General features: G+C 57.1%; 21 protein-coding genes and 1 riboswitch. Of the genes, 10 read left to right on the top strand and 11 right to left on the bottom strand.

The genetic code is table 11. The annotated features are described in order from the left end of the window. Positions 1 to 24 precede the first annotated feature (24 nt). Positions 25 to 1275 carry a conjugal transfer protein TraF gene (locus ACLHDD_RS16760; RefSeq protein ID WP_427104958.1) on the bottom strand — a complete coding sequence of 417 codons (1251 nt, stop codon included), beginning with the start codon at positions 1273 to 1275 and terminating at the stop codon, positions 25 to 27. A gap of 448 nt (positions 1276 to 1723) precedes the next feature. On the opposite strand from ACLHDD_RS16760, the gene zur reads away from it, so the two are divergent. Continuing rightward, positions 1724 to 2245 carry a zinc uptake transcriptional repressor Zur gene (gene zur / locus ACLHDD_RS16755; protein WP_427104957.1) on the top strand — a complete coding sequence of 174 codons (522 nt, stop codon included), beginning with the start codon at positions 1724 to 1726 and terminating at the stop codon, positions 2243 to 2245. Between the two features lie 53 nt (positions 2246 to 2298). On the opposite strand, the gene ACLHDD_RS16750 is transcribed toward zur, so the two are convergent. The 4 genes from ACLHDD_RS16750 to ACLHDD_RS16735 all read right to left on the bottom strand — a co-directional run bounded on the left by ACLHDD_RS16750 (position 2299) and on the right by ACLHDD_RS16735 (position 5183). Further along, on the bottom strand, positions 2299 to 2511 hold the full coding sequence (locus ACLHDD_RS16750; RefSeq protein ID WP_427104956.1) for a CsbD family protein: 213 nt from the start codon (positions 2509 to 2511) through the stop codon (positions 2299 to 2301). Positions 2512 to 2671: 160 nt separating this feature from the next. Further along, the gene (gene dinF / locus ACLHDD_RS16745; RefSeq protein ID WP_427104955.1) at positions 2672 to 3994 is read right to left on the bottom strand and encodes an MATE family efflux transporter DinF; all 1323 of its coding nucleotides are present in this window, start codon (positions 3992 to 3994) and stop codon (positions 2672 to 2674) included. Positions 3995 to 4094: 100 nt separating this feature from the next. After that, entirely contained in the window at positions 4095 to 4709 is a 615-nt protein-coding gene (gene lexA / locus ACLHDD_RS16740; protein ID WP_111140194.1) for a transcriptional repressor LexA, read from the bottom strand. Positions 4710 to 4814: 105 nt separating this feature from the next. After that, entirely contained in the window at positions 4815 to 5183 is a 369-nt protein-coding gene (locus ACLHDD_RS16735; protein ID WP_427104954.1) for a diacylglycerol kinase, read from the bottom strand. Positions 5184 to 5311: 128 nt separating this feature from the next. Between ACLHDD_RS16735 and plsB the strand changes: the two genes are divergently transcribed. Then, complete coding sequence (gene plsB, locus ACLHDD_RS16730) at positions 5312 to 7735, top strand: glycerol-3-phosphate 1-O-acyltransferase PlsB (protein ID WP_427105225.1); 2424 nt, start codon at positions 5312 to 5314, stop codon at positions 7733 to 7735. Between the two features lie 254 nt (positions 7736 to 7989). Here the strand turns inward: plsB and ubiA are convergent, their stop codons facing one another. From ubiA to ACLHDD_RS16710, 4 genes are all read right to left on the bottom strand, one after another. Further along, on the bottom strand, positions 7990 to 8871 hold the full coding sequence (ubiA, locus tag ACLHDD_RS16725; RefSeq protein WP_427104953.1) for a 4-hydroxybenzoate octaprenyltransferase: 882 nt from the start codon (positions 8869 to 8871) through the stop codon (positions 7990 to 7992). Positions 8872 to 8881: 10 nt separating this feature from the next. Then, positions 8882 to 9394, bottom strand: a complete 513-nt coding sequence (ubiC, locus tag ACLHDD_RS16720) for a chorismate lyase (RefSeq protein ID WP_427104952.1) — start codon at positions 9392 to 9394, stop codon at positions 8882 to 8884. Positions 9395 to 9480: 86 nt separating this feature from the next. Then, complete coding sequence (gene psiE, locus ACLHDD_RS16715) at positions 9481 to 9891, bottom strand: phosphate-starvation-inducible protein PsiE (protein WP_427104951.1); 411 nt, start codon at positions 9889 to 9891, stop codon at positions 9481 to 9483. A gap of 71 nt (positions 9892 to 9962) precedes the next feature. After that, the gene (locus ACLHDD_RS16710; RefSeq protein ID WP_427104950.1) at positions 9963 to 10670 is read right to left on the bottom strand and encodes a UTRA domain-containing protein; all 708 of its coding nucleotides are present in this window, start codon (positions 10668 to 10670) and stop codon (positions 9963 to 9965) included. A 206-nt stretch (positions 10671 to 10876) separates the two neighbouring features. Here ACLHDD_RS16710 and ACLHDD_RS16705 point away from each other — a divergent pair, with 206 nt between their 5' ends. The 6 genes from ACLHDD_RS16705 (at position 10877) to ACLHDD_RS16680 (ending at position 17138) form a co-directional block, all read left to right on the top strand. After that, a complete protein-coding gene (locus ACLHDD_RS16705; protein WP_427104949.1) occupies positions 10877 to 11938 on the top strand; it encodes an ABC transporter substrate-binding protein in 1062 nt (353 codons plus the stop codon). Between the two features lie 20 nt (positions 11939 to 11958). Then, positions 11959 to 12771: an alkaline phosphatase family protein gene (locus ACLHDD_RS16700; protein ID WP_427104948.1), complete on the top strand. Its 813-nt coding sequence runs from the start codon at positions 11959 to 11961 to the stop codon at positions 12769 to 12771. Beyond that, on the top strand, positions 12768 to 13613 hold the full coding sequence (locus ACLHDD_RS16695) for an ABC transporter permease (RefSeq protein ID WP_427104947.1): 846 nt from the start codon (positions 12768 to 12770) through the stop codon (positions 13611 to 13613). The genes ACLHDD_RS16700 and ACLHDD_RS16695 overlap by 4 nt, the downstream gene beginning before the upstream one ends. Before the next feature lie 11 nt (positions 13614 to 13624). Beyond that, entirely contained in the window at positions 13625 to 14410 is a 786-nt protein-coding gene (locus ACLHDD_RS16690; protein WP_427104946.1) for an ABC transporter permease, read from the top strand. A 2-nt stretch (positions 14411 to 14412) separates the two neighbouring features. Continuing rightward, entirely contained in the window at positions 14413 to 15405 is a 993-nt protein-coding gene (locus ACLHDD_RS16685; protein ID WP_427104945.1) for an ABC transporter ATP-binding protein, read from the top strand. 107 nt (positions 15406 to 15512) lie between these two features. Continuing rightward, on the top strand, positions 15513 to 17138 hold the full coding sequence (locus ACLHDD_RS16680; protein ID WP_427104944.1) for a Na/Pi cotransporter family protein: 1626 nt from the start codon (positions 15513 to 15515) through the stop codon (positions 17136 to 17138). A gap of 63 nt (positions 17139 to 17201) precedes the next feature. Here ACLHDD_RS16680 and panS read toward each other — a convergent pair whose 3' ends face one another. Both panS and lysC read right to left on the bottom strand, forming a co-directional pair. Next, positions 17202 to 18125: a ketopantoate/pantoate/pantothenate transporter PanS gene (gene panS / locus ACLHDD_RS16675; protein WP_427104943.1), complete on the bottom strand. Its 924-nt coding sequence runs from the start codon at positions 18123 to 18125 to the stop codon at positions 17202 to 17204. 551 nt (positions 18126 to 18676) lie between these two features. Further along, entirely contained in the window at positions 18677 to 20029 is a 1353-nt protein-coding gene (gene lysC / locus ACLHDD_RS16670; protein WP_427104942.1) for a lysine-sensitive aspartokinase 3, read from the bottom strand. Between the two features lie 113 nt (positions 20030 to 20142). Then, positions 20143 to 20335, bottom strand: a riboswitch (Lysine riboswitch). A gap of 392 nt (positions 20336 to 20727) precedes the next feature. On the opposite strand from lysC, the gene pgi reads away from it, so the two are divergent. Both pgi and yjbE read left to right on the top strand, forming a co-directional pair. After that, positions 20728 to 22374: a glucose-6-phosphate isomerase gene (gene pgi, locus ACLHDD_RS16665; protein ID WP_427104941.1), complete on the top strand. Its 1647-nt coding sequence runs from the start codon at positions 20728 to 20730 to the stop codon at positions 22372 to 22374. Between the two features lie 565 nt (positions 22375 to 22939). Then, positions 22940 to 23197 carry an exopolysaccharide production protein YjbE gene (gene yjbE / locus ACLHDD_RS16660; protein ID WP_427104940.1) on the top strand — a complete coding sequence of 86 codons (258 nt, stop codon included), beginning with the start codon at positions 22940 to 22942 and terminating at the stop codon, positions 23195 to 23197. The last annotated feature ends 95 nt before the right edge of the window (positions 23198 to 23292 follow it).

Genomic DNA, 23292 nt, shown 5'->3' with positions numbered 1-23292 from the left:
GCCCGGACTGCCTGAATAACGTGCTTAGAAGTTGAAGCCCAGCTGCGCCATTGCGCCCCAGGTGTTGTTCGCGCCCACCGAACCCGCCAGATCCAGATGGACGGCGTTGTTAAACGGCGAGAGACCAAAACCGGCGGTCGCGACATTCTCGTCGTTGGACCGCATGTCCGCACGATAACCGGCACGCAGCTGCAGCCAGTCGAGTACGCGATATTCTGCGCCTGCAGCCACATACTGGCTGTTTCCCTGACTTTTGAAGCGTCTGGTCTCCGTCAGATCCACATCGCCCGTCACGGTGAACGGACCTTTATCCCAGGCCAGGCCGGTAGTGACCAGCGGGCGAATCTGATAGGTATCGCGATACCCATTGACTTCGCGGGTCTGCAGATCGCGCGACACCAGGTTCTGACCGGTGACGCCCAGCGTCCAGTTCTCCGCAAAGGTCGTCGCCAGACCGGCATCGACGTTAAACCCGGTATCCGTGCTGCGATACTGACTGTTGTTGATGTCGTTCTTGTCGTAGTCATAGATGCTGGCGGTGTAGTTGTAGAGCCAGGTTTTCTGCACTTTCGGCGTAACGCCCACCGACACCGGCTGACCGGCGATGGTGAACTCATGCGCGACCGCCACGCCATAATCGGTGACGAGGGCCGCTAAGCCATTGGCGCTGGAGCGAAGGTTGTTCTGGTCACCCGGACGCGGCAGTATCGTGCCGTTGGCCACGCCGCGCAGATAGTCGATATCACCCTGCACCACGTTAGCGCGAACGTGCGCGGTTCCGTAGGCTTTGGTAATAAAGGCGAAAGGTAGCGTCTCATTCGGAACCGTCACGGCAACGGCGACACCCGCCGAACCGTTGGCCTTATCGCCGCGCAAATCGCTCAGCCTGTTGGCCACATCGCCCGAGGCCGCGCGCAGTTCAGGATAGCCCCGTAAATAGTCTGCGGGCGTAAAGTTACCCAGCACTGAGCGGTAACGATCTACTGTCGCGGTAATATCATCGACCTTGTTAATCAGGTCATCCTTGTCAGTGACCTGAATACCGGCTGACGGAAAAATAATGCTGACGTTATCGTCGGGTCTGGCACGCGTCATCAGTGCCGGGTTAGCCAGCACGGCGGAGCCATAGAGAGAAGAAGCGACGCCGGTGCCACCCATGGCGTCATTACGTGCATCGTACCAGGTCCCTGCCGCCATGGCGGAAGAAGAAAGGAAAAGCGCGGTCGCCGCAGCGGAGTACTTTAGCGCCGGACGTTGAGCGGATTTTTTCACCATTTGCCTGCCATCACCTGAAAATTGTCATTAATACATTCAATGACTGAATAATTTGTTAGCCGTATTGTGAATGCTGGCTAACGCGTCGTTGCTGTGAATTCAAAGGAAACAGTGCCTTAATTCAAGGGATTGGACATTTTCCAACCAAAAACATGTTGTGATTGTTCAAACTAAGTCGGGGGGTTTCAAAAAATACCAGACATTGCTTAAGTCTTTCTGAACATTACTTCTTAACTCCGTGAGATGCAAAGCAAAATGCCAATAAAATTCTCTTCCGGTTGATTCAGAATGGATCTGATTTATCGTCAGTAAGGTTAAAAACGTGGGCTGAAACGCTGAACATGCTGTTTTAACAGGCAATTAATGCTGTTTTTGCAGGCAGAAGGCACTTCAGCACCTCGCCGCCAATTGTGATAAAATAACATCACTTATCCAGCGGAGAACTTTCATGACAACCATGACGACGCAGCAAATTTTGACTCAGGCCGAAAAAATGTGCCTGCAGCGTGGTGTGCGTCTGACCTCGCAGCGTGCTGAAGTGCTGCGACTAATGGCCGAACAGCCCGGCTCCATCAGTGCCTACGACCTGCTGGACCAGCTGCGGGTCAGTGAACCTCAGGCCAAACCGCCTACGGTTTATCGTGCGCTCGATTTCCTGCTGGAGCAGGGCTTTATCCACCGGGTGGAGTCCAACAATAGCTACGTAATGTGTCACCATTTTGAAGCACCGGCGCATACCTCGGTGATGCTGGTCTGCGACCGCTGTGCCGCCGTCACAGAAAAACAGGCGCAGGGCGTGGAAACTATTATCGCGACGCTGGCGGGCGAAGCGCAGTTTGCTCTGCGCCATAGCGTGATCGAAGCACATGGATTGTGCGAAAACTGTGCGGAAGTGGCAGCCTGTACGCATCATGAAAGCTGCGAACATGACCATCAGGATGAGGGAAAAAAGCGGGGAAAACGGGGATAGGCGTCAGGGCCTGAAGAGAGTTCCGGTGAGGGCTCACCGGAACAGAGGTTCGGTTACCAGCGGTAATCTTTATTGTGCGTTTCCCAGGCCGTTACTTCACGCTCTGCTTCATCTTTCGCATAGCCGTAACGCTCCTGAATTTTACCTACCAGCTGGTCGCGTTTACCTTCGATCACCTGCATATCGTCGTCGGTCAGCTTGCCCCATTTCTCTTTCATCTTGCCTTTGAACTGCTTCCAGTTGCCGCTCGCTTCATCTTTGTTCATGGCAGACCTCCAATCCTCGGGGTTTAATTATCTGGCTACTCATCATAACCTCGATACAAAGCGCTACTTAACTGCGCCCTGTAAAGTTAATTGTAGTCGCTTTATCCCATAAGACAGAACAATACAGAATAATCTGTATCCACCTGCGAGCCCGGCGGAATCAGGCCTCAAACCAGCTGTTGTGACGCCAGTGCCGCCGCCAGATGAGCCAGAGCGTCAGGCCGCGCAGCGCCAGAAAAACGGTTACCGCCAGCCATAGCCCATGGTTGCCCAGCAGCGGTACGCTCAGCAGCGTCAGGAAATAGCCTACGGCAGCCATCACCATGCTGTTGCGCATCTCGCGACCACGGGTTGCGCCAATAAACATGCCATCCAGCAGGTAACACCAGACGCCCGCCAGCGGCATGATGACCTGCCAGACCAGATAGCGGTCGGCGGTCTGTTGCAGCGACGTCAGCGAGGTCAGCAGCGTCACGATCTGCGGGCCAGCGATCGCATAGACCAGCGAGAAGAACAGCGCGACGGCCACCGCCTGACGACAGGCGGAATGCCAGACACGCAGCAGTTTACTGCCATCTTTTGCGCCATGCGCCTCACCGGCAAACGCCTCTACCGCATAGGCGAAACCATCCAGTGCGTAAGCGGTGAAGGTAATGAACATCAGTAAAACGGCGTTAACCGCGACCACGTCGGGGCCGAGTCGTGCGCCCAGCACGGTCAGCGACGCGAAACAGAGCTGCAGCATCAGGGAGCGCAGCATGATATCCCGGTTGAGGCGCAGCAGCCGGGCACTGTCACCGCGCCAGCTCTGTTTCAGCAGGGCTGGCGTGATGCCGTGCAGTTTCAGTACCCGCCAGACCATGATGCTGCCAACGCCCAGCGTAATATATTCGGCCAGCGCCGTGGCGGTGGCCGCACCCGCAACACCCCAGTGCAGCCCCATGACCAGCCAGAGATCGAGCACGATATTGACCAGATTCCCTACCACCAGCAGGATCACCGGCGCGCGTGCATACTGCACGCCCAGCAGCCAGCCCAGAATCACCAGGTTTGCCAGCGTAGCTGGCGCACTGAGCCAGCGGATCTGAATAAACCGTGCCGCCTGCGCCAGGACGTCGGGACTGCCGCCGACCAGCTGTGTCGCCAGCTGGATAACCGGATAGCGTAAGGCGATAAACAGCACCCCTGCCAGCAGCGCAATAATCAGTGGCTGGACCAGCGCCCGCGCCAGCGCCGTTTTGTCGCCCGCACCCAGCGCCTGGGCCGTAAGGCCCGTGGTGCTCATCCGCAGAAAAAGCAGCAGCATAAAGAGAAAACTGGTGACAGTGGTCCCGACCGCGACCCCACCAAGATAGACAGGGCTGTCGAGATGACCAATAACAGCGGTATCGACCACACCCAGTAAGGGTACGGTGATATTTGACAGGATCATCGGCAGCGCAAGCCGCCAGAGATTTTTATCGGTTGACGTAATAAAGCGCATTCGCCGTTCCGTGCTCAGTGTCGCTGCGCAAACAGGGCCGCGACAAAATTAGGGCAGACAGAATAGCATCAGAGAGGGCGAATGCACGCGGGCAGAAAAATCAGAGCCACTCGCCGTTGCGAACGACACCCACTGCCAGACCTTCAATAGTCAGCGACTGCGCACGGGTATCAACCACAATCGGGTCAAACTCACTGTTTTCAGGCAGCAGATGGACAATAGCCCCCTGCTTTTTCCAGCGTTTCACTGTGACTTCATCATCAATGCGCGCCACCACGACCTGTCCGTTACGCACATCCTGGGTTTTATGCACGGCGAGCAGATCGCCATCCATAATCCCGATATCTTTCATCGACATTCCGCTGACGCGCAGCAGGAAGTCAGCCGACGGCTTAAACAGGCCCGGATCCACCTTGTAGTGGGTTTCGATATGTTCCTGCGCCATGATTGGCTCACCGGCAGCGACCCGGCCAATCAGCGGTAAGCCTTCAGAGGCTTCTTCTTCCATCAGCAGACGGATGCCGCGCGAGGCACCGGACACGATCTCGATGACGCCTTTACGCGCCAGCGCTTTCAGATGCTCTTCTGCCGCGTTCGGCGAACGGAATCCCAGCTGCGCGGCAATCTCGGCACGCGTAGGCGGCATGCCTGTTGAAGTAATATGGTCGCGAATCAGGTCATAGACCTGCTGCTGCCTGCTGGTTAATGCTTTCATCCCGCCCCCTGGTTGTTTATACAGTCGCTGTGAGTATATACAGGTATTGGCGAAATGGAAACCGATTGTCCCGCAAAACGCGGCTTCCGACGCGATATGGAACGCTTATCGCAAATGTGACCAGAGCAGCGCGATCCAGACAAACAGAGCCAGCAGAATGGTGATTAGCACCGCGGCCGATCCCATATCTTTCGCCCGACCAGCCAGGGGATGATGCTCCTGACCAATGCGATCCACCACGGATTCAATCGCGCTGTTAAGGATTTCAACAATCACTACCAGCACCACCGATCCAATCATAAGGATACGGGAAACCACATCCACATCCAGCCAGCAGGCGATGACGATGGCAACCAGCGCGGCCAGCGCTTCCTGACGAAATGCCGCTTCATGCTGCCAGGCGGCACGCAGCCCCTGCCATGAGTAACCTGCGGCTTTAACTATTCTGATAAGTCCGGTGGCATTATTTGCCATGATGGGGGAACCCTTTCATCGTATTGACGTCAATGTCTGGGCTGCGTGCAATTAGCACCACCACAGATCTTCGCTGCGCTTTCTGGTATGCTTGCGGCGCTTTGCTAACAAGAGGCTTCATGTTGTCTATGTCAGGTTGGCGTAAACTTTATTACAAACTGCTTAATTTACCACTGTCGTTTTTGGTAAAAAGTAAGGCCATTCCGGCCGATCCCGTTTCAGAACATGGCCTGGATCCGACCCGGCCTATTATGTATGTTTTGCCTTACGATTCGAAGGCCGACTTACTCACTTTGCGCGCCCAGTGTCTGCGACACCATCTGCCCGATCCGCTCTCTCCGCTGGAGATTGACGGTTCGCTGCTGCCGCGTCACGTCTTTATTCACGATGGCCCGCGCGTCTTCCCCTATTTTGTGCCCAGCGTCGAATCCGTGAAAATCTTTCACGACTATCTCGATCTGCATCGAAACAATCCCACGCTGGATATTCAGATGCTGCCGGTCACCGTGATGTTTGGCCGCGCACCAGGGCGTGAAGTTCAGGGAGAAGCGACACCACATCTGCGGGTCCTGAACGGAGTACAGAAATTCTTTGCCGTCATCTGGCACGGGCGCGACAGCTTTGTCCGCTTCTCGCCCACCGTCTCGCTGCGCCGCATGGCAACCGAACACGGAACGGACAAGTCGATCGCCCAGAAGCTGGCCCGCGTGGCCCGCATTCATTTTGCCCGCCAGCGGCTGGCCGCGATTGGCCCGCGTTTACCGGCGCGTCAGGATCTGTTTAATCGTCTGCTGCAGTCCAAAGCGATTGAGAAAGCGGTAGAAGATGAAGCGCGCAGCAAAAAGATCTCTCATGAGAAAGCGCAGCAGAATGCCATCGAGATGATGGAAGAGATTGCGGCCAACTTTTCCTACGAAGCGATTCGCGTGACAGACCGGGTAATGGGCTGGCTCTGGAGCCGTCTCTATCAGGGCATCAACGTCAACGGCGGCGAAAAAGTGCGTCAGCTGGCGCAGGATGGCCATGAAATCGTCTATGTGCCCTGCCACCGCAGCCACATGGATTATCTGCTGCTTTCCTATGTGCTCTACCATCAGGGACTGGTGCCGCCGCATATCGCAGCCGGAATCAACCTCAACTTCTGGCCGGCAGGCCCGATTTTCCGTCGTCTGGGTGCATTCTTTATCCGCCGAACCTTTAAAGGCAACAAGCTCTACGCCACGGTGTTCCGCGAATACCTGGGCGAGCTGTTTACCCGCGGCTATTCGGTTGAGTACTTTGTCGAAGGCGGCCGTTCACGCACCGGTCGCCTGCTGGACCCGAAAACCGGCACCCTGGCGATGACGCTGCAGGCGATGCTGCGCGGTGGAAATCGCCCGATCACGCTGGTGCCGATCTACATCGGCTATGAGCATGTGATGGAAGTGGGCACTTACGCCAAAGAGCTGCGCGGCGCGGCAAAAGAAAAAGAGGGCTTCATGCAGATGGTGCGTGGCTTACGCAAGCTGCGCAATCTCGGCCAGGGCTATGTTAACTTTGGCGAGCCGATGCCGCTGGTCAACTATCTTAACAAGCGCGTGCCGGAATGGCGCGATGCCATTGATCCCATTGAGCCGCAGCGCCCGAGCTGGTTAACGCCGACCGTCAATGATATCGCGGCCAGCCTGATGGTGCGGATCAATGAAGCGGGCGCAGCCAATGCCATGAACCTCTGCGTCACGGCCCTGCTTGCGTCACGTCAGCGCTCACTAACCCGTGAACAGCTGATTGAACAACTGGCGTGCTACACCCAGCTGCTGCGCAATGTGCCCTATTCACCCAATGCAACGGTGCCCGATCTCACTTCGGAAGCGCTGCTGGATCACGCAATGGGCATGAACAAGTTTGAGAGTGAAAAGGACAGCATTGGCGACATCATTATTCTGCCGCGTGAGCAGGCAGTGCTGATGACCTACTATCGCAACAACATTCATCACATGCTGGTAATGCCGTCGCTGATTGCCGCCATTGTTCAGCAGCATCAGACGCTGAGTGAAGCAGAACTGCTGCGTCAGGTGAGCCTGATCTATCCGATGCTGAAGAGTGAGCTGTTCCTGCGCTGGCAGACCGATGAACTGCCACAGCTGCTGACCGATCTGTGTCAGGAACTGGCGCGTCAGGGCCTGATTACGCGCGAAGACGGTGAGCTGCGCTTTACTGCGGCACGCTATCGCACGCTGCAGCTGCTGGCCGCCGGGGTACGTGAAACGCTGCAGCGTTACGCCATTACCTTCTCAATTCTCAGCGCCAAGCCGACGATTAACCGCGGTACGCTGGAAAAAGAGAGCCGGACGCTGGCACAGCGACTGTCGGTGCTGCACGGCATCAACGCACCGGAGTTCTTCGACAAAGCCGTTTTCACCTCGCTGGTGCTGACGCTGCGCGACGAAGGATATATCAGTGACAGTGGCGATGCCGATGTCGCACAGACGCAGGCCACCTGGCACATCCTGGCGGATCTGGTAACCAGTGACGTTCGCATGACGATTGAAACCGCCGTCGCGCACGACTGACGCCTGCGTACAGGTAAAAGGCGACCTCATGAGGTCGCCTTTTTCTGCCCAAAACTTCGGAGCAAAAGAGATCCGGAAGCAACAAACAGGCTCAACACGCTGGGTACACGATCAGAAGAGGAAAGCGGCCCGCGCCACAGATGGCGCGGGCCGGGCATGCCAGGGATGGCGGCTTTTGCGTCTTTCCGATCTGACCGTGTTTCCTGCACACGCTCGATCTCGCCGCTAAATGAGCCTTTTTGCGCCCAAAACTTTCAGAACAGCTGGCTGAACGGCGGCGTATTCATCAGCACGCCCAGAAACAGTACCATCCCGACATAGTTGTTATTCAGGAATGCCTGGAAACAGGGCTGCCGTTCACGTCCGGCGATCAGCTTCTGCTGATACACAAACAGCGCCGCCGCCAGCAGCAGCGTCCAGTAGAAAGCGCCATTCAGATGCAGCAGCATCCCCACCAGCGCCATCAGCACCAGGGTTGCCAGCTGCAGCAAACCGATGGCCAGCTTGTCGAAACGGCCAAACAGAATCGCGGTCGACTTGACGCCAATCTTCAAATCGTCATCCCTGTCCACCATCGCATATTGCGTATCGTAGGCCACCGTCCAGCAGACATTGGCAATAAAAACCAGCCAGCAGACGAGGGGTAAGGACTCACTAACTGCAGACCACGCCATGGGAATCGCCCAGCCAAAAGCGGCACCCAGTACCACCTGCGGCAGATGGGTATAACGTTTCATAAAGGGGTAAACCCAGGCCAGCGCCAGCCCCACGACAGAGAGCATAATCGTCATCAGGTTCATGGTCAGCACCAGCGCAAAGGCCACCAGCGCCAGGATCACAAACAGCAGCTTCGCCTCTCTGGCGCTTACCGCCCCGCTGGCCAGAGGCCGATGCTTCGTGCGCTCAACATGACCGTCCACCTTACGGTCGGCGTAGTCGTTAATCACACAACCCGCCGCGCGCATCACAAACACCCCGGCAACAAAAACCGCCAGCACCGGCAGCGGGGGCACGGCCCTATCCGCCAGCCATAACGCCCAGAGCGTGGGCCACATCAGCAGCAGCGTCCCGATCGGTTTGTCGATACGCATCAGGCGGGCATACGCCCGCCATTTCATCGTCATACTATTTTGCACTCCAGATCCCTCAGTCCCGATCGCCATAGAATGGCGATGCGGGTAAAAACAGTTCAGTCAGCAGCAGCGGTTTACCGGAGAGACGCAGGCGTGAACGCCGCCCCCATAATGCCCCCACCTGCCCCGGCTCGATAAAATCGCGGGTCAGGGTCGATGAGGAGAAAAGATAGCGGCCCAGAGGACGGGTGCCGAGCTGTTGCAGCATGGCTTCCGGGCCGTTGAGGGTGCTTTCCGGCACCAGCGTGCGGCCAGCCAGCCAGGGCTGATCGTCGCCGAACAGCAGCACTTCACGCAGCCAGAAGCGTTCATCGTCCGGCAACAGCGCTTTTTCCTCGCCCAGTTCGCGGGCGTCGATAAAGCCTTCACGCAGCGGCTGCACCGTGACCCGCTGACAATGCTGTTCAAAACGGCGCGTCATCGAGTCCTCCTCCATCAGCCAGTCGAGCAGAGCGGGCGCAGGCGCTGCCTGCGACGGAGAAAGCCAGTTGAGCGCACGTAATAAGCTGAGCGCGTCTTGCGACATAGCACCACTCCCAGTAATTTTCAGGTCGGTAGTTTAGCGCAGAGACGCGATGCGAACACCTGCCGTCGTGTCCGACGGCAGAGAGATTACTCGCGTTTCAGCCGGTTGCTGTTTGCCAGCCACAGCGTGACCACCAGAATCAGTATCGCGGCCGAGTAGCAGAGCGTGTCGAAGGGATTTTTATGGTCGACGATGATCAGACGGATAATGGCCGTGATCCCGATATAGACAAAGTAGCGCAGCGGAAAGTGATAGCCCGACTGAAAGTACTTCACAATCAGCGCAATAAACTCGAAATAGAGGAAATAGATGACGATCCCCTCAATCAGCAGATAGGAAGAGGCCTGCTCGCCGGTATTAAACAGCACGTTTGCCAGGTGGGTCGTCTCTTTGCCCAGGAAGACGATAAGGATAATCGCCAGACTCAGCAGACCCAGATTCAGCACCCACTGCAGCAGCGTGGCAAGGTGGCGGGCAAACGGATTTTTGTCACTCATGTTGCGCCTTAAAAAAGAGGTTATCAGCGTGCGCTATCATGCGCGAGTGTGACGCAAATCACAATATTGACTCAGGCCTCCATATCCACGCAGAGCGCATCGTAACGCCAGTATTCGCAGTCGCAATCAATCACTTCCCGATGCTGATTGCGATTGATACGGGTGATCAGCAGGCCGGGGCTGCCGGTTGCCACATTCAGCGTCGGTGCGGCGATTTCCGGCAACGGGCCGGGCAGGATCGTGAAGCGCGCGCCGCCATAACGGATGCCGTAACGCTGGTCATAGAGATCGGTCAGTGAACGTGTCAGGTCCTCGCCAAGTAAACCCGGGAAAAACCGGGGATTGAGGTAGTGTTCGACGTAAAGCACCGCACGTCCATCAATGCGCCGCAGGCGGCGGATGCAGTAAACCGCTGAACCCGGCGTCAGCTGTAAGGCGGTCGCTACGCTGTCGTGCGCCGCGACCTCTTCGGCAGCGATCACCTCGGTCGTCGCCTGCCGTCCCTGGGCGCACGCCATGGCATGAAAATGGCTGTGATGCAGCGGGTTATAGATCAGCCGCGGTGGCGCAATAAACCAGCCGCGTCGCAGTTCCCGGTAGATCATCCCCTGCGCTTCGAGCTTGCCCAGCGCTTCCCGCAATGTGATGCGGGTCGTGCTGAACGCCTCGCTCAGGGCACGCTCGGCGGGCAGGCGTCCGCTGCTGAACTCGCCAGACTGGATGCGCATCAGCAGGATGCTGGCGATAGTCTCCGCCGATTTAAGTGCTGGTGACGCCACAACATTAGCCTCATTTTAGTGCGACTCTGCACTCTTACTGTTCAGGTAACGGCGTCAGCGATCGGCTGACGGGCCGCCGTTTTCTTTACCTGTCCCCCGTCCCGCGCCGCGCTGTCATAAATCGTTCATAGTCAGGGGCTACATTGGCTCGGTTCTTGCTGGACTAGACCAGACAGGCCCATCAACTTACACCCGGAGCAACTGAGATGAAAGCGTTTATCGCCTCTGTAGTAGCCAGTGCTGTTGTGCTTACCCTGCCCGTCGCGCAGGCCGCTGATAATGACCTTACCGCGCTGGAAAAAGCCGCGCGCAGCGAAGGTCAGGTCAACAGCGTCGGGATGCCGGACAGCTGGGCCAACTGGAAAGATACCTGGCGTGACATCAGCAGCAAATATGGCCTGAAGCACAGCGACACGGATATGTCATCGGCCCAGGAGCTGGCAAAATTCGAGGCGGAGAAAGAGAACGCCAGTGCTGATATCGGTGATGTCGGTGCCGCCTTTGGCCCCATCGCCGTGGCTAAAGGCGTGACTCAGCCCTATAAACCGACCCACTGGGATCAAATCCCGGACTGGGCGAAAGATAAAGAGGGACACTGGGCGCTGGCCTATACCGGCACCATTGCCTTTCTGATCGACAAGCAGCAGGTAAAAGATATTCCCCACAGCTGGGCCGATCTGAAGAAAGGTAAGTATGTGGTTACTATCGGCGACGTCGGCGTGGCAGCTCAGGCGGCTAACGGCGTACTGGCAGCAAACTACGCGCTGGGCGGCGATGAGAAGAACCTGAAACCGGCGCTGGCGTTCTTTGCCGACCTGGCAAAACAGGGGCGTCTTGGCGTGACCGATCCGGTGATTGCTAATATCGAAAAGGGCGAAGTGCAGATGGCGGTTGTGTGGGACTTTAACGCCCTTAACTACCGCGATCAGATCGACAAAACGCGCTACGAGGTCGTAATCCCTTCTGACGGCTCCGTGACCTCCGGCTACACCACCCTCATTAACAAATACGCGAAACACCCTGCGGCAGCGAAACTGACCCGCGAATATATCTTCTCCGATCAGGGACAGATCAATCTGGCGAAAGGCTATGCCCGCCCAATCCGTGCTGAGCATCTGACGCTGCCGGCGGACGTTCAGGCTCGCCTGCTGCCACAGTCGGAATATAAACATGCCCGTCCGGTTAAGGACCAGGCTGCGTGGGATAAATCGTCAAAAATGCTGCCGCGCCTGTGGCAGGAAAACGTCATCATCAACATGCAGCAGTAGTGTCTGGCGGGGAGAACGGAATGAAAACGATCCTGGTGGTGCTGGACGGTCTGAGCAATCAGGTCGCGCAACATGCAATGGGTTACCTGCACGCCGAATGTTCGCAGGGCAACGGCTTCTATTACCGTATGACCTGTGAGCTGCCGTCCCTGTCGCGCCCGCTTTATGAGTGCATCCTGACCGGTGTTCCGCCGGTCAGAAGCGGCATTATTCATAACGGCGTCAGCCGGTTGAGTCGCGAACGCAGCGTGTTTCACTTTGCGCGGGCCGCCGGACTGACAACGGCGGCCGCTGCCTACCACTGGGTGAGTGAGCTGTATAACCGGACACCGTTCGTTCCGGCGCGCGACCGTCATACTGACGCGCCGGACCTGCCCATTCAGTATGGCCATTTTTACTCTGACGACAGCTATCCCGACTCGCATCTGTTTGAAGATGCAGAGAGCCTGCGGCTGCGTCACGATCCTGATTTTCTGTTGATTCACCCAATGAACATCGACGATGCCGGGCATAAGTCAGGGCTCTGCTCACCACAGTATCGCAACCGGGCGCGCATCGCCGATGGCCTGCTCTCGCAATGGATGCCGCAATGGCTGGCGGAGGGTTACCAGGTAATGGTCACGGCTGACCATGGCATGAACGACGATCGCTCCCACGGCGGCATTCTGCCGGAGGAGACCACCGTGCCGCTGTTTGTTTTTGGCCGCGCATTCTCGCTGCAGCCGGACCTTGCACCGCAGCAGACCGATCTCTGCGGCACCCTGTGTGAGCTGCTGGCGGTCGCGCATGATAAGCCGGTCTGTCGCGGACTGCTGGCGGAGCGGTCACAATGAAAGGTAAAGGGATTGCGCTATTGCTGCTACTGCCTTTTACCCTGTTCTGGGTCGCTTTTCAGCTGGCACCGCTATTGTGGATCGCCATCAACAGCTTCTGGAGTGAGATGAACAGCCGGTGGGGCTGGGATAACTATCAGGATATCCTGACCTCGCCTTTCTATCAGCAGGCGTTCCGCTTTTCGCTGGATATTTCCCTCTGGTCAAGTCTGTATGGATTACTGATTGCGCTGGTGACCGGCTATTCACTGCATCAGATCGGCGGCGGACGGCTGCAGCGCTTTCTGCTCTCCTTTACTAACATGACCAGCAACTTTGCCGGTGTGCCGCTGGCCTTTGCCTTTGTAATACTGCTGGGGCTGAACGGCTGTCTGACGCTGCTGCTGCGCCACTATGGTGTGGTCGAGAGCTTCCGGCTCTTCTCGCGCAACGGCATGGTGCTGGTCTACACCTGGTTCCAGATCCCGCTTGGCGTGCTGCTGCTCTATCCGGCGTTCGACGGGCTGAAGAAAGAGTGGCAGGAATCGGCGGCGCTGCTGGGTGCCAGCCGCTGGCGCTACGGGTGGCACATCGGCCTGCCGATTCTCTTTCCGGCGCTAATCGGAACCTTTGTCATCCTGCTGGCGAATGCGCTGGGCGCTTACGCCACGATTTACGCCCTGACGACCGGCAACTTCAACGTGGTGCCGGTGCGCATTGCCGCGCTGGTTTCCGGCGATATTTCGCTGGACCCAAACACCGGCAGTGCACTGGCCATGCTGCTGGTGGCGATCATGGCGCTGATCACCCTGGTGCAGCAGTATCTGGTGCGCCGCAGCTATCTCAATGCAAAGCAGCCATGAAAGGAGCCGCCATGTCACGCGCCGAACATCTCTATCACCGCATCATGGTCGGGCTGCTTTTTACCCTGCTGGCGTTGCCGCTGCTGGCCACGCTGCTCTATGCGCTCTCATCCGACTGGAGCAACACCATTCTGCCGCAGGGCTATAGCCTGAAGTGGTTTATCCAGCTCTGGAGCGATCCGCGCTTTCTGACGGCGCTGGGGCACTCTCTGCTGATCTGTTTCGGCGCACTGCTCTTCTCACTGGTGCTGGTGCTGCCTGCCATGTTTGTGATCGCTTACTACTATCCCCGGCTGGATGCGGTGATGAACGTGCTGATCCTGATGCCGTTCGCCGTGCCGCCTGTGGTTTCCTCGGTAGGCCTGCTGCAACTTTATTCTGCCTCCCCGCTGATGCTGACCGGTACACCCTGGATTTTAATCGGCTGCTATTTCACTATCGCGCTGCCCTTTATCTATCGGGCGCTGGCAAACAATATGCAGGCCATCAACCTCAAAGAGCTGATTGATGCCGCACAGATGCTCGGTGCCAGCACCCGGCAGGCGGCGCTGTGGGTCGTGCTGCCCAACCTGCGCAAAGGAATGCTGATTGCCGTACTGCTCTCGTTCTCCTTTCTGATTGGTGAATTTGTCTTCGCCAATCTGCTGGTCGGCAACCGCTACGAAACCCTGCAGGTCTACCTCTTCAACATGCGCAACGGCAGCGGTCACTTCACCAGCGCACTGGTGATCTCCTATTTTGTCGTCGTGCTGCTGGTCACCTGGCTGGCTAACGCCCTGAATCCTGAACGAGGCTGAATATGAGTTATCTGGAAGTCAGAGAGCTGAACAAGTCCTATGGGCCCACACCCATTTTTGAGCAGATCGATTTCAGCGCCGCAGAAGGGGAATTTGTCACCCTGCTGGGCCCCAGCGGCTGCGGCAAATCGACGCTGCTGCGCTGTCTGGCGGGATTAACCGGCGTCGACAGCGGTGAAATCCGGCTGGCGGGCAAAGATATTGTGCCGCTGACCCCGCAGAAGCGGGCAATCGGCATGGTGTTTCAGAGCTATGCGCTGTTTCCTAACATGACGGTAGAGAAGAACGTCGCGTTTGGCCTGAAAATGCAGAAGCTGCCCGAGGCAGAGATCCGTCAGCGGGTTATGGAGGGGCTGGAGCTGGTGGAACTGAGTGACTATGCACGCCGTTATCCGCATCAGCTCTCGGGCGGGCAGTGTCAGCGTGTGGCGCTGGCGCGTTCACTGGTGACACGCCCGCGTCTGCTGCTGCTGGATGAACCACTGTCGGCGCTGGATGCGCGCATTCGTCGCCATCTGCGCGATCAGATCCGACGCATCCAGCGCGAGCTGAATCTGACCACGCTCTTTGTCACTCACGATCAGGAGGAGGCGCTGACGCTCTCAGACCGTATCGTGCTGATGAATCGCGGGAAAATCGTGCAGAACGGCGATGCGGAGGCGCTTTATACGCAGCCGGTCGACCTTTTTGCCGCCGGGTTTATTGGCAACTACAACCTGCTGAGCGCCGGAGAGGCAACGCGGCTGACCGGCCAGTCTTTCACCAGCCAGGTCGCTATTCGCCCTGAATCGATGCGGTTTACCACGCCAGGCCAGGGGATTCCGGCTGAAATTCTCAGCCACAGCCTGCTGGGCAATGTCATCCGCTACCGTATCCGGGCAAACGAGGTTGAACTTTCGGTGGATGTGCTTAACCGGTCGGCGGCTGATTTGCACCCCGCTGGCAGTCAGATTGGTCTACAATTGGAGATGTCGACTTTGCGCCAGGTGGCTTAAAACACAGGAAAAAATCACGCACAGCGCGGCAATCCCCTTTGCAGATTGCGCTTCCCGTCAGGCTGGCAGTCTGTGCTTTGCGCCTGACGAACGAGGAGCGACGCCCCGTGTTAACTCTGCTTAATCTGCTCTCTGCTGTGGCCCTGCTGGTCTGGGGCACCCACATCGTGCGAACCGGTATCATGCGGGTCTACGGCGCGGATCTGCGGCGGGTTCTGAGCCGCAGCATCGAAAAAAAACCCATGGCCTTTCTGGCGGGCATTGGCGTCACCACGCTGGTGCAGAGCAGTAATGCAACGACCCTGCTGGTTACCTCTTTCGTGGCGCAGAACCTGGTCAGCCTGACACCCGCGCTGGTGGTGATCCTGGGGGCCGATGTCGGCACGGCAATCATGGCGCGTATTCTGACATTTGATCTCTCGTGGCTCTCCCCGCTGTTTATCTTCTTTGGCGTGGTGTTTTTTCTCGGCCGCAAGCAGACGCGCGCCGGTCAGCTGGGCCGCGCCAGCATCGGCCTGGGTCTGATCCTGCTCGCGCTGCAGCTGATCGTCACCGCAGCGCGCCCGATAACCCAGGCCGCCGGTGTGCAGGTACTCTTCTCCAGCCTGACCGGTGACGTAATGCTTGATGCGCTGCTGGGCGCGCTCTTTGCCATCATCAGTTACTCCAGCCTGGCCGCCGTGCTGATCACCGCCACGCTGACCGCCACAGGTGTGATCTCGTTCAAGGTGGCGCTCTGCCTGGTGATCGGGGCCAATCTTGGCAGTGGCCTGCTGGCGATGATCAACGCCAGCGGCTCGAATGCAGCGGGCAAGCGCGTGGCGCTGGGCAGCCTGTTGTTCAAATTGATCGGCTGTATCCTGGTTCTGCCCTTTGTCGATACGGTGGCGAGCTGGCTTGATAAGCTGCCGGTTAATGACGAAGAGTTGGTGATTTTCTTCCATGTGTTTTACAACCTGATCCGCTGTGTGCTGATGGTGCCTCTGACTGACCAGATGGCGCGTCTCTGTCGTCGGCTGATTGCCGACGATGTGGATACCGCGCTGCACCTCAAACCGAAGCATCTCGATCGCAGCGCGCTGGATACCCCTGCCCTGGCCCTGGTTAATGCGGCCCGCGAAGCACTGCGTATCGGGGATGTGCTGGAGCAGATGCTGGAGGCCTTCGGCAGAGTGGTGCATGGCGAATCCCGCGAGGCGCGCACGGTCAGGCGGCTGGATGACGATGTGGATGTCCTCTACACCGCCATCAAGCTCTATCTGGCACGGATGCCGAAAGAGGATCTGCCTGAAGAGGATTCGCGTCGCTGGGGAGAGATCATCGAGATGTCGCTGAATCTGGAGCAGGCCGGGGACATCATCGAGCGGATGAGTGGTGATGTCGCGGATAAGTCACTGGCGGCAGGCCGCACCTTTTCTGCGGAGGGATTGAAAGAGCTGGAGACCCTGCAGGAGCTGCTGCTCGCCAACCTCCGGATGAGTCTGTCCGTGTTTTTGTCGCACGATGTCACCAGCGCCAGACGTCTGCGTCGTGCGAAACATCGCTTCCGCCTGATCATTCGTCGCTATTCACACACGCACGTTGACCGTCTGCACCAGCAGAACGTGCAGAGCATCGAAACCAGTTCACTGCATCTCGGTCTGCTCGGGGATATGAAACGTCTGAACTCTCTGTTCTGCAGCGTGGCCTATACCGTGCTGGAACAGCCTGACGATGAGCGTGATTATGAATAGGTCCTGAATCGCCGATTGCGCCGGAGGGTGACGCAACCGGGATCATCCCACTATCCTGTGACGTTACGGGGCCTGCTTTTTGATCGGTTTGCCTGACCAGTAGCCCGCCAGCAGTGAGCCGGAGAGGTTATGCCACACCGAGAACAGCGCGCCTGGCAGAGCTGCCAGCGGCGAGAAGTAGAGTTTGCCCAGCGTCGCCGCCAGACCGGAGTTTTGCATGCCCACCTCCAGCGCCAGGGTGCGGCAGGTTGACTCATCAAAGCCAAACAGCTTACCGCCCCAGTAACCGCCCAGCAGGCCGATCGCGTTATGCAGGATCACCGCCGCTATCACCATCAGACCCACCGAGCCGATAAAGCCCTGGCTGCCCGCCACAACCGCACTGATGATCAGCAGAATGCAGATCATCGAAAATGCAGGCAGCCACGGCTCCACGCGGCGAACCACGCTGTTCATGCTGTGATGAATGATCAGTCCCAGGGTAATCGGGATTACGACGATCTTCACGATGCTCAGTAGCATGCCTGCCACATCCACCTGAATGTGGGTATCGACGTAGAACCGGGTCAGCAGCGGCGTCGCGAAAACACCCACCAGAGCGGAAACCGAGGAGATGGTCACTGACAGCGCCACATCGCCTTTTGCCAGATAGATCATGACGTTGCTGGCGGTTCCGCTGGCTACGCTGCCGACCAGAATCATGCCGGCGGCCAGATCGGGCGGCATATTGAACAGTTTTGCCAGTCCCCACGCCGCGAGCGGCATAACCAGATAGTGCAGAAAGGTACCGGCGATGACCGGCGCAGGCCGGATGAGTACCCGTTTAAAATCATCAATATTCAGTGTCACCCCCATGCCGAACATAATCAGCATCAGCAGATAAGTGACCCAGGGTCCGATGCCGAGAAAGGTGCCAGGCGAGAAATACGCAGCGGCAGATAACAACACGGCCCAGAGCGGGAACAGGCGGGTCAGGGTGGCGAGCATAGCCAGACTTCCTTATAAGAATGTTATGTTTTATGCAGAGTTGCCTTAGCGATACGTCATGCAGGAACGACTGCCGTGACGAGGGCGGAATCATAACATCTCATGATCGGGACGTAAGGCGAAGAGAGAAGAAGGCGGTAAAATAGGGATCGACTGCTGCCGATCCACAGAATATTGACGAAATTACGCTGCTTTTACCGATTAACCGTGGAAGATCGCACCACCAGCAACGGATATTCACCAGAGCATCCACAGCTGAGCGTGTGCCCCATCCGCGAAGCTGATGTCCCGCTCCCGAAAAGCTGTGAGCAGAAAGCTACGCCTGCAACCGCCCGCCGCCCCGGGTTATCTGATATTCACTGTCGTGAAATAAATCAGTTCAGTGACGGGTGCGACGCAGATGCACGAATGCGAGCATTGCCCTCTGATGAGGAAAAGATACAGTAACGATCGATTACATGCGCAGGACACCTAACGCTAAATGCCCGTCCAGAAGCGGCCCGTTCAGTCAGGTTCTCAGGCCGCGTGAAGGCGGCCTGAGAACAAAGGACTTACTCGAACAGATTGTGATGCAGCGTCCGTACCACGCTTTCAGCGTCGTTGCCGGGCACCAGGAAGCAGAGGTTGTAGCTGCTGGCACCGTAGCAGATCATCCGCAGATTGAAGGGGTCGAGCACCCCAAACACCTCTTTGCCGACGCCGCAGGCTTTTGACAGCTGGTTACCGATAATCGCCACCAGCGCCAGATCTTCTTCCACTTCAACCCGGCACAGCGACGAGAGTTCAGTCAGCAGCGCCTGGGTCAGCAGGCTGCCACTGGTCGAGGTGGATCCGGTGGTATCCAGGGTCAGCGCCACGCTCACTTCGGAGGTGGTGATGAGATCAACAGAGACGTTGTGACGCGCCAGAATCGCGAAGAGTTCGGCGAGGAAGCCAAACGTGTGCAGCATATTCAGGCTGTGCAGCGTGAGCAGCGTCTGCTTGCGGCGCAGCGCCAGTGCCCGGAACAGCGGCGGGTTGCGGGTTTCATTGCAGACGCGGGTGCCGCCCGCTGCCGGGTCCTTGCTGGAACCGACAAAGACCGGAATGCCGCGACGTACGGCGGGCAGCAGCGTTGCCGGATGCAGCACTTTCGCCCCGAAGGTCGCCATTTCGGCCGCTTCTTCGAACGTGATCTCATCGATGCGTTTTGCCGTCGGCACCACGCGCGGATCGGTTGTATAAATCCCCGGCACATCGGTCCAGATATCCACCCGCGCCGCGTTGAGGGCTTCACCCAGCAGCGCCGCTGTGTAATCACTGCCGCCACGTCCTAAGGTCGTGGTGCGCCCTTCACTTTCGCTGCCGATAAAGCCCTGTGTCACGACCAGCGCCTCTGTGATGCGAGGCTGCAACTGTGCCGTCGCCTGCTCCGCCAGCACCGCGACATCCGGCGCGGCGCGGCCAAAGTGGTCATCTGTTCGCATCACTTTGCGGACATCAAACCACTCGGCGTTCACCTGACGTTCACGCAGAATTTCCACAAACAGCAGCGTAGACATCAGCTCGCCGTGGCTGACCAGTTCATCGGTCAGGGCATGTGAGTTAGCCAGCGAAGCGGCTTCGGAAAGCATGCTGATATTGTCGATCATCCGGTCGATTTCATCACGGATGACAGCCGGACGCTGCAGACGGTCGACGATGGCGTACTGGATGCGGCGGATATCCTCAAGGAGCACCGCGCGCTGGGCAGCTGGCTGCCCTTCCGCCAGCGCCACCAGCAGATTGGTAATGCCCGCGGAGGCGGAAAGCACGACCAGACGCGTATTCGCATCCTGCAGGACGACATCGGCACTGCGGTTCATCGCTTCAAAATCGGCCACGCTGGTGCCGCCGAATTTTGCCACAATCAGAGTTTGAGACATGTAGGACCTCGTGTCAGGTTATCTTGTTCTCGCCGCAGAAAGGGTCGAGAAACATTCTTTCAGCCAGGCACAAGGAAAGAGCAGAAACGGGCAGACCAGATCGGATAGACGAGTCACCCAGAAGCGCCCCACCTTGCGAAACGTCGACTGCAGACGTTTCTGGTGACAACCCAGAGGATTCAGCCCCTGTAGCCGACAGACAACACACCGCGTGTTGAACCACCTCGGCGTCGCTCCCCATCATGTGTTTTCACCGGATACGGTTCCTCCAACACACTGCCTGGGCGACGCGCCTCTTCTGGCTTGCGCACAGGTGCGCAAGTAGGCGCATAGATCTAGCCTTTTCTGGCCCTGCTGTCAATGTCAGTAAGGCCCGATTGCCGCATCAGAAAACAAATCAGCCTGTGGCGCAGCGGCTACAGTGCTTAATGGGTTCAGCCTGTGCAGCAATCCCTGATAACGCACAACGTTTTTCACCGGCTTCTGCGGCACACTTTGCCGCGAGATGAATCGGCGCCGCACGGGTGCTTCGCGCCACGCAATGCTGGCGATAAGCAGCCGGTGTGGCGTGCACCAGCCCGCCGGGCACTGACAAAATTTTTCCCTTTCAGTTACAACTGTGGTCATACTGAAACGCTAAACGGGCAGGATCTGCCCCCGATGGAATGACGGTTCTTAATATCAACAAGAGTGTTGCCATGAAAAATATCAATCCGACACAAACCGCAGCCTGGACAGCGCTGCAACAGCATTTTGAGCAGATGAAATCGGTGGAAATTGCCGACCTGTTTGCCCAGGATGCCGATCGTTTTGCCAAATTCTCTGCCACCTTTGATGATCAGATGCTGGTGGATTTCTCCAAAAACCGCATCACCCAGGAAACCCTCGATAAGCTACAGGCGCTGGCCAGAGAGACCGATCTGAGCAGTGCCATTCACGCGATGTTTTCGGGCGAGAAAATTAACCGCACCGAAGATCGTGCGGTGCTGCACGTCGCCCTGCGCAACCGGAGCAACACGCCGATTCTGGTGGATGGCAAGGATGTGATGCCAGAAGTCAATGCGGTGCTGGAGAAGATGAAAGCCTTCTCTGAACGCATCATCAGCGGCGAGTGGAAAGGCTATACCGGCAAGCCAATCACCGACGTGGTGAATATCGGTATCGGCGGCTCCGATCTGGGACCGTTTATGGTGACGGAAGCGCTGCGCCCGTACAAAAACCATCTGAACATGCATTTTGTCTCCAACGTTGACGGCACCCACATCGCCGAAACGCTGAAAGATCTCAGCCCGGAAACCACGCTGTTCCTGGTGGCCTCAAAGACCTTCACCACGCAGGAAACCATGACCAACGCCCACAGCGCGCGCGACTGGTTCCTGAAGACAGCCGGTGATCAGCAGCACGTTGCGAAACACTTCGCGGCTTTGTCGACCAACGCCAAAGCGGTGGGTGAATTTGGTATCGACACTAACAATATGTTTGAATTCTGGGACTGGGTCGGCGGCCGCTATTCACTCTGGTCAGCCATCGGTTTGTCGATCATCCTGTCCATCGGTTTCGACAACTTCGAGCAGTTGCTGAGCGGCGCACACGCCATGGACCAGCACTTCGCCTCTGCCCCGGCGGAACAGAACCTGCCGATCCTGCTGGCACTGATTGGCATCTGGTACAACAACTTCTTCGGTGCCGAAACCGAAGCCATTCTGCCTTACGACCAGTACATGCATCGCTTTGCTGCCTATTTCCAGCAGGGCAATATGGAGTCGAATGGCAAGTATGTGGATCGCGACGGCCATCCGGTGGATTATCAGACCGGCCCTATCATCTGGGGCGAACCGGGCACCAACGGTCAGCATGCTTTCTATCAGCTGATCCATCAGGGCACCAAGCTGATTCCGTGTGACTTCATTGCGCCAGCCATTACCCACAATGCGCTTGCGGATCACCATCCGAAACTGCTCTCAAACTTCTTTGCCCAGACTGAGGCGCTGGCGTTTGGTAAGTCACGCGACGTGGTAGAAAAAGAGTTTACCGATGCCGGTAAGTCTGCTGAATCTGTGGCCCATATCGTGCCGTTCAAGGTATTTGAGGGTAACCGTCCGACCAACTCCATTCTGCTGCGTGAGATTACGCCTTACAGCCTGGGCGCACTGATTGCCCTGTATGAGCACAAAATCTTCACTCAGGGCGCTATCCTGAATATCTTTACCTTCGATCAGTGGGGTGTGGAATTAGGTAAGCAGCTGGCAAACCGCATTCTGCCGGAACTGGAAAACGACGACGACATTACCTCGCACGACAGCTCCACCAATGCCTTAATTAACCGCTATAAGTCCTGGCGTTAACTGGCGACAAATAAACAGGGCAGCGACTGTGCTGCCCTTTTTTTTCTGTTTTTACCGCGTAACGAGCCAGTTATTCTTTTACCGGTGAGAAAGAAGACGGGAAAAGTCTTAAAACAGCCTGAGGTAATTCTGATCCTGAAGCGATAAACCTGCCAGTTATTCAGTTTAAACTGGCCCTGAAATTACCCCACTCCGCATATTACCTTTTGATTATTAAGCGGATTTAATTTCAGCTATTTTGAGTAAATTCTGATTATTCTTATTCCGTACCAGATATAAATAAAAAAGAAGATTACGCTTTGCAACAGCGTAGCAGGCAGCGGAATATCGGGTATCCTTCTGAACCCGTCCTATATAAAGAGCAGTTATCGCCAATACAGCTCATTAAATCACGTCATCATGCCGCTTTTTGCCCTGGTTTTTATGGCACTGAACTCTGATATTTTGTTGCCCTATAATGAACGCGCCCGCAATGGGCCTGTCCGTCACACGAAGAGCAGATTATCTGCATCATTCGTGTTGCCGGTCAGCAATCCTTCATTCACTCAATGCAGGAAACGTTGTTATGAAAAAAACTCTGGTTGCCGGTGCAGCCCTGATCCTCGTTGCTGTCTCCTCCGGCGCTTATGCTGCGCCGCAGGAAGCGGTTGAAGCGGGTACTGCAGCAGGCGCGCAGGCGGGAGCAATCTCGTCCGGCACGTCCACCGCTGTGGGTATCGGCGCACTGGGCGCGCTGGTCGGGCTCGGCATTGCCGCTTCTGGCGGTGGTGACGGTGCGAATACCGGTACAACAACCACAACCACGACGAGCACCACTCGTTGATGGCTGACCGGCAGATGTCTGATGGCAGTCCGGTGACCCACGAGCAAGGCTGAACACCCACCGGTAGTTCAGCGGCGCAACGTAGTCTTCCGTAC

The organism is Pantoea sp. NSTU24, assembly GCF_050157905.1.
GTDB lineage: Bacteria > Pseudomonadota > Gammaproteobacteria > Enterobacterales > Enterobacteriaceae > Pantoea.
The sequence above is the reverse complement of the archived record's forward strand: the minus strand, read 5'-3'. Positions and strand labels throughout refer to the sequence as shown.

What these genes read in the sequence shown, in the direction of transcription:
- ACLHDD_RS16760 (WP_427104958.1), bottom strand. Translation starts at nt 1,275, where the DNA reads ATGGTGAAAAAATCCGCTCAACGTCCGGCGCTAAAGTACTCCGCTGCG.
- zur (WP_427104957.1), top strand. Translation starts at nt 1,724, where the DNA reads ATGACAACCATGACGACGCAGCAAATTTTGACTCAGGCCGAAAAAATG.
- ACLHDD_RS16750 (WP_427104956.1), bottom strand. Translation starts at nt 2,511, where the DNA reads ATGAACAAAGATGAAGCGAGCGGCAACTGGAAGCAGTTCAAAGGCAAG.
- dinF (WP_427104955.1), bottom strand. Translation starts at nt 3,994, where the DNA reads ATGCGCTTTATTACGTCAACCGATAAAAATCTCTGGCGGCTTGCGCTG.
- lexA (WP_111140194.1), bottom strand. Translation starts at nt 4,709, where the DNA reads ATGAAAGCATTAACCAGCAGGCAGCAGCAGGTCTATGACCTGATTCGC.
- ACLHDD_RS16735 (WP_427104954.1), bottom strand. Translation starts at nt 5,183, where the DNA reads ATGGCAAATAATGCCACCGGACTTATCAGAATAGTTAAAGCCGCAGGT.
- plsB (WP_427105225.1), top strand. Translation starts at nt 5,312, where the DNA reads ATGTCAGGTTGGCGTAAACTTTATTACAAACTGCTTAATTTACCACTG.
- ubiC (WP_427104952.1), bottom strand. Translation starts at nt 9,394, where the DNA reads ATGTCGCAAGACGCGCTCAGCTTATTACGTGCGCTCAACTGGCTTTCT.
- psiE (WP_427104951.1), bottom strand. Translation starts at nt 9,891, where the DNA reads ATGAGTGACAAAAATCCGTTTGCCCGCCACCTTGCCACGCTGCTGCAG.
- ACLHDD_RS16705 (WP_427104949.1), top strand. Translation starts at nt 10,877, where the DNA reads ATGAAAGCGTTTATCGCCTCTGTAGTAGCCAGTGCTGTTGTGCTTACC.
- ACLHDD_RS16700 (WP_427104948.1), top strand. Translation starts at nt 11,959, where the DNA reads ATGAAAACGATCCTGGTGGTGCTGGACGGTCTGAGCAATCAGGTCGCG.
- ACLHDD_RS16695 (WP_427104947.1), top strand. Translation starts at nt 12,768, where the DNA reads ATGAAAGGTAAAGGGATTGCGCTATTGCTGCTACTGCCTTTTACCCTG.
- ACLHDD_RS16690 (WP_427104946.1), top strand. Translation starts at nt 13,625, where the DNA reads ATGTCACGCGCCGAACATCTCTATCACCGCATCATGGTCGGGCTGCTT.
- ACLHDD_RS16685 (WP_427104945.1), top strand. Translation starts at nt 14,413, where the DNA reads ATGAGTTATCTGGAAGTCAGAGAGCTGAACAAGTCCTATGGGCCCACA.
- panS (WP_427104943.1), bottom strand. Translation starts at nt 18,125, where the DNA reads ATGCTCGCCACCCTGACCCGCCTGTTCCCGCTCTGGGCCGTGTTGTTA.
- lysC (WP_427104942.1), bottom strand. Translation starts at nt 20,029, where the DNA reads ATGTCTCAAACTCTGATTGTGGCAAAATTCGGCGGCACCAGCGTGGCC.
- pgi (WP_427104941.1), top strand. Translation starts at nt 20,728, where the DNA reads ATGAAAAATATCAATCCGACACAAACCGCAGCCTGGACAGCGCTGCAA.
- yjbE (WP_427104940.1), top strand. Translation starts at nt 22,940, where the DNA reads ATGAAAAAAACTCTGGTTGCCGGTGCAGCCCTGATCCTCGTTGCTGTC.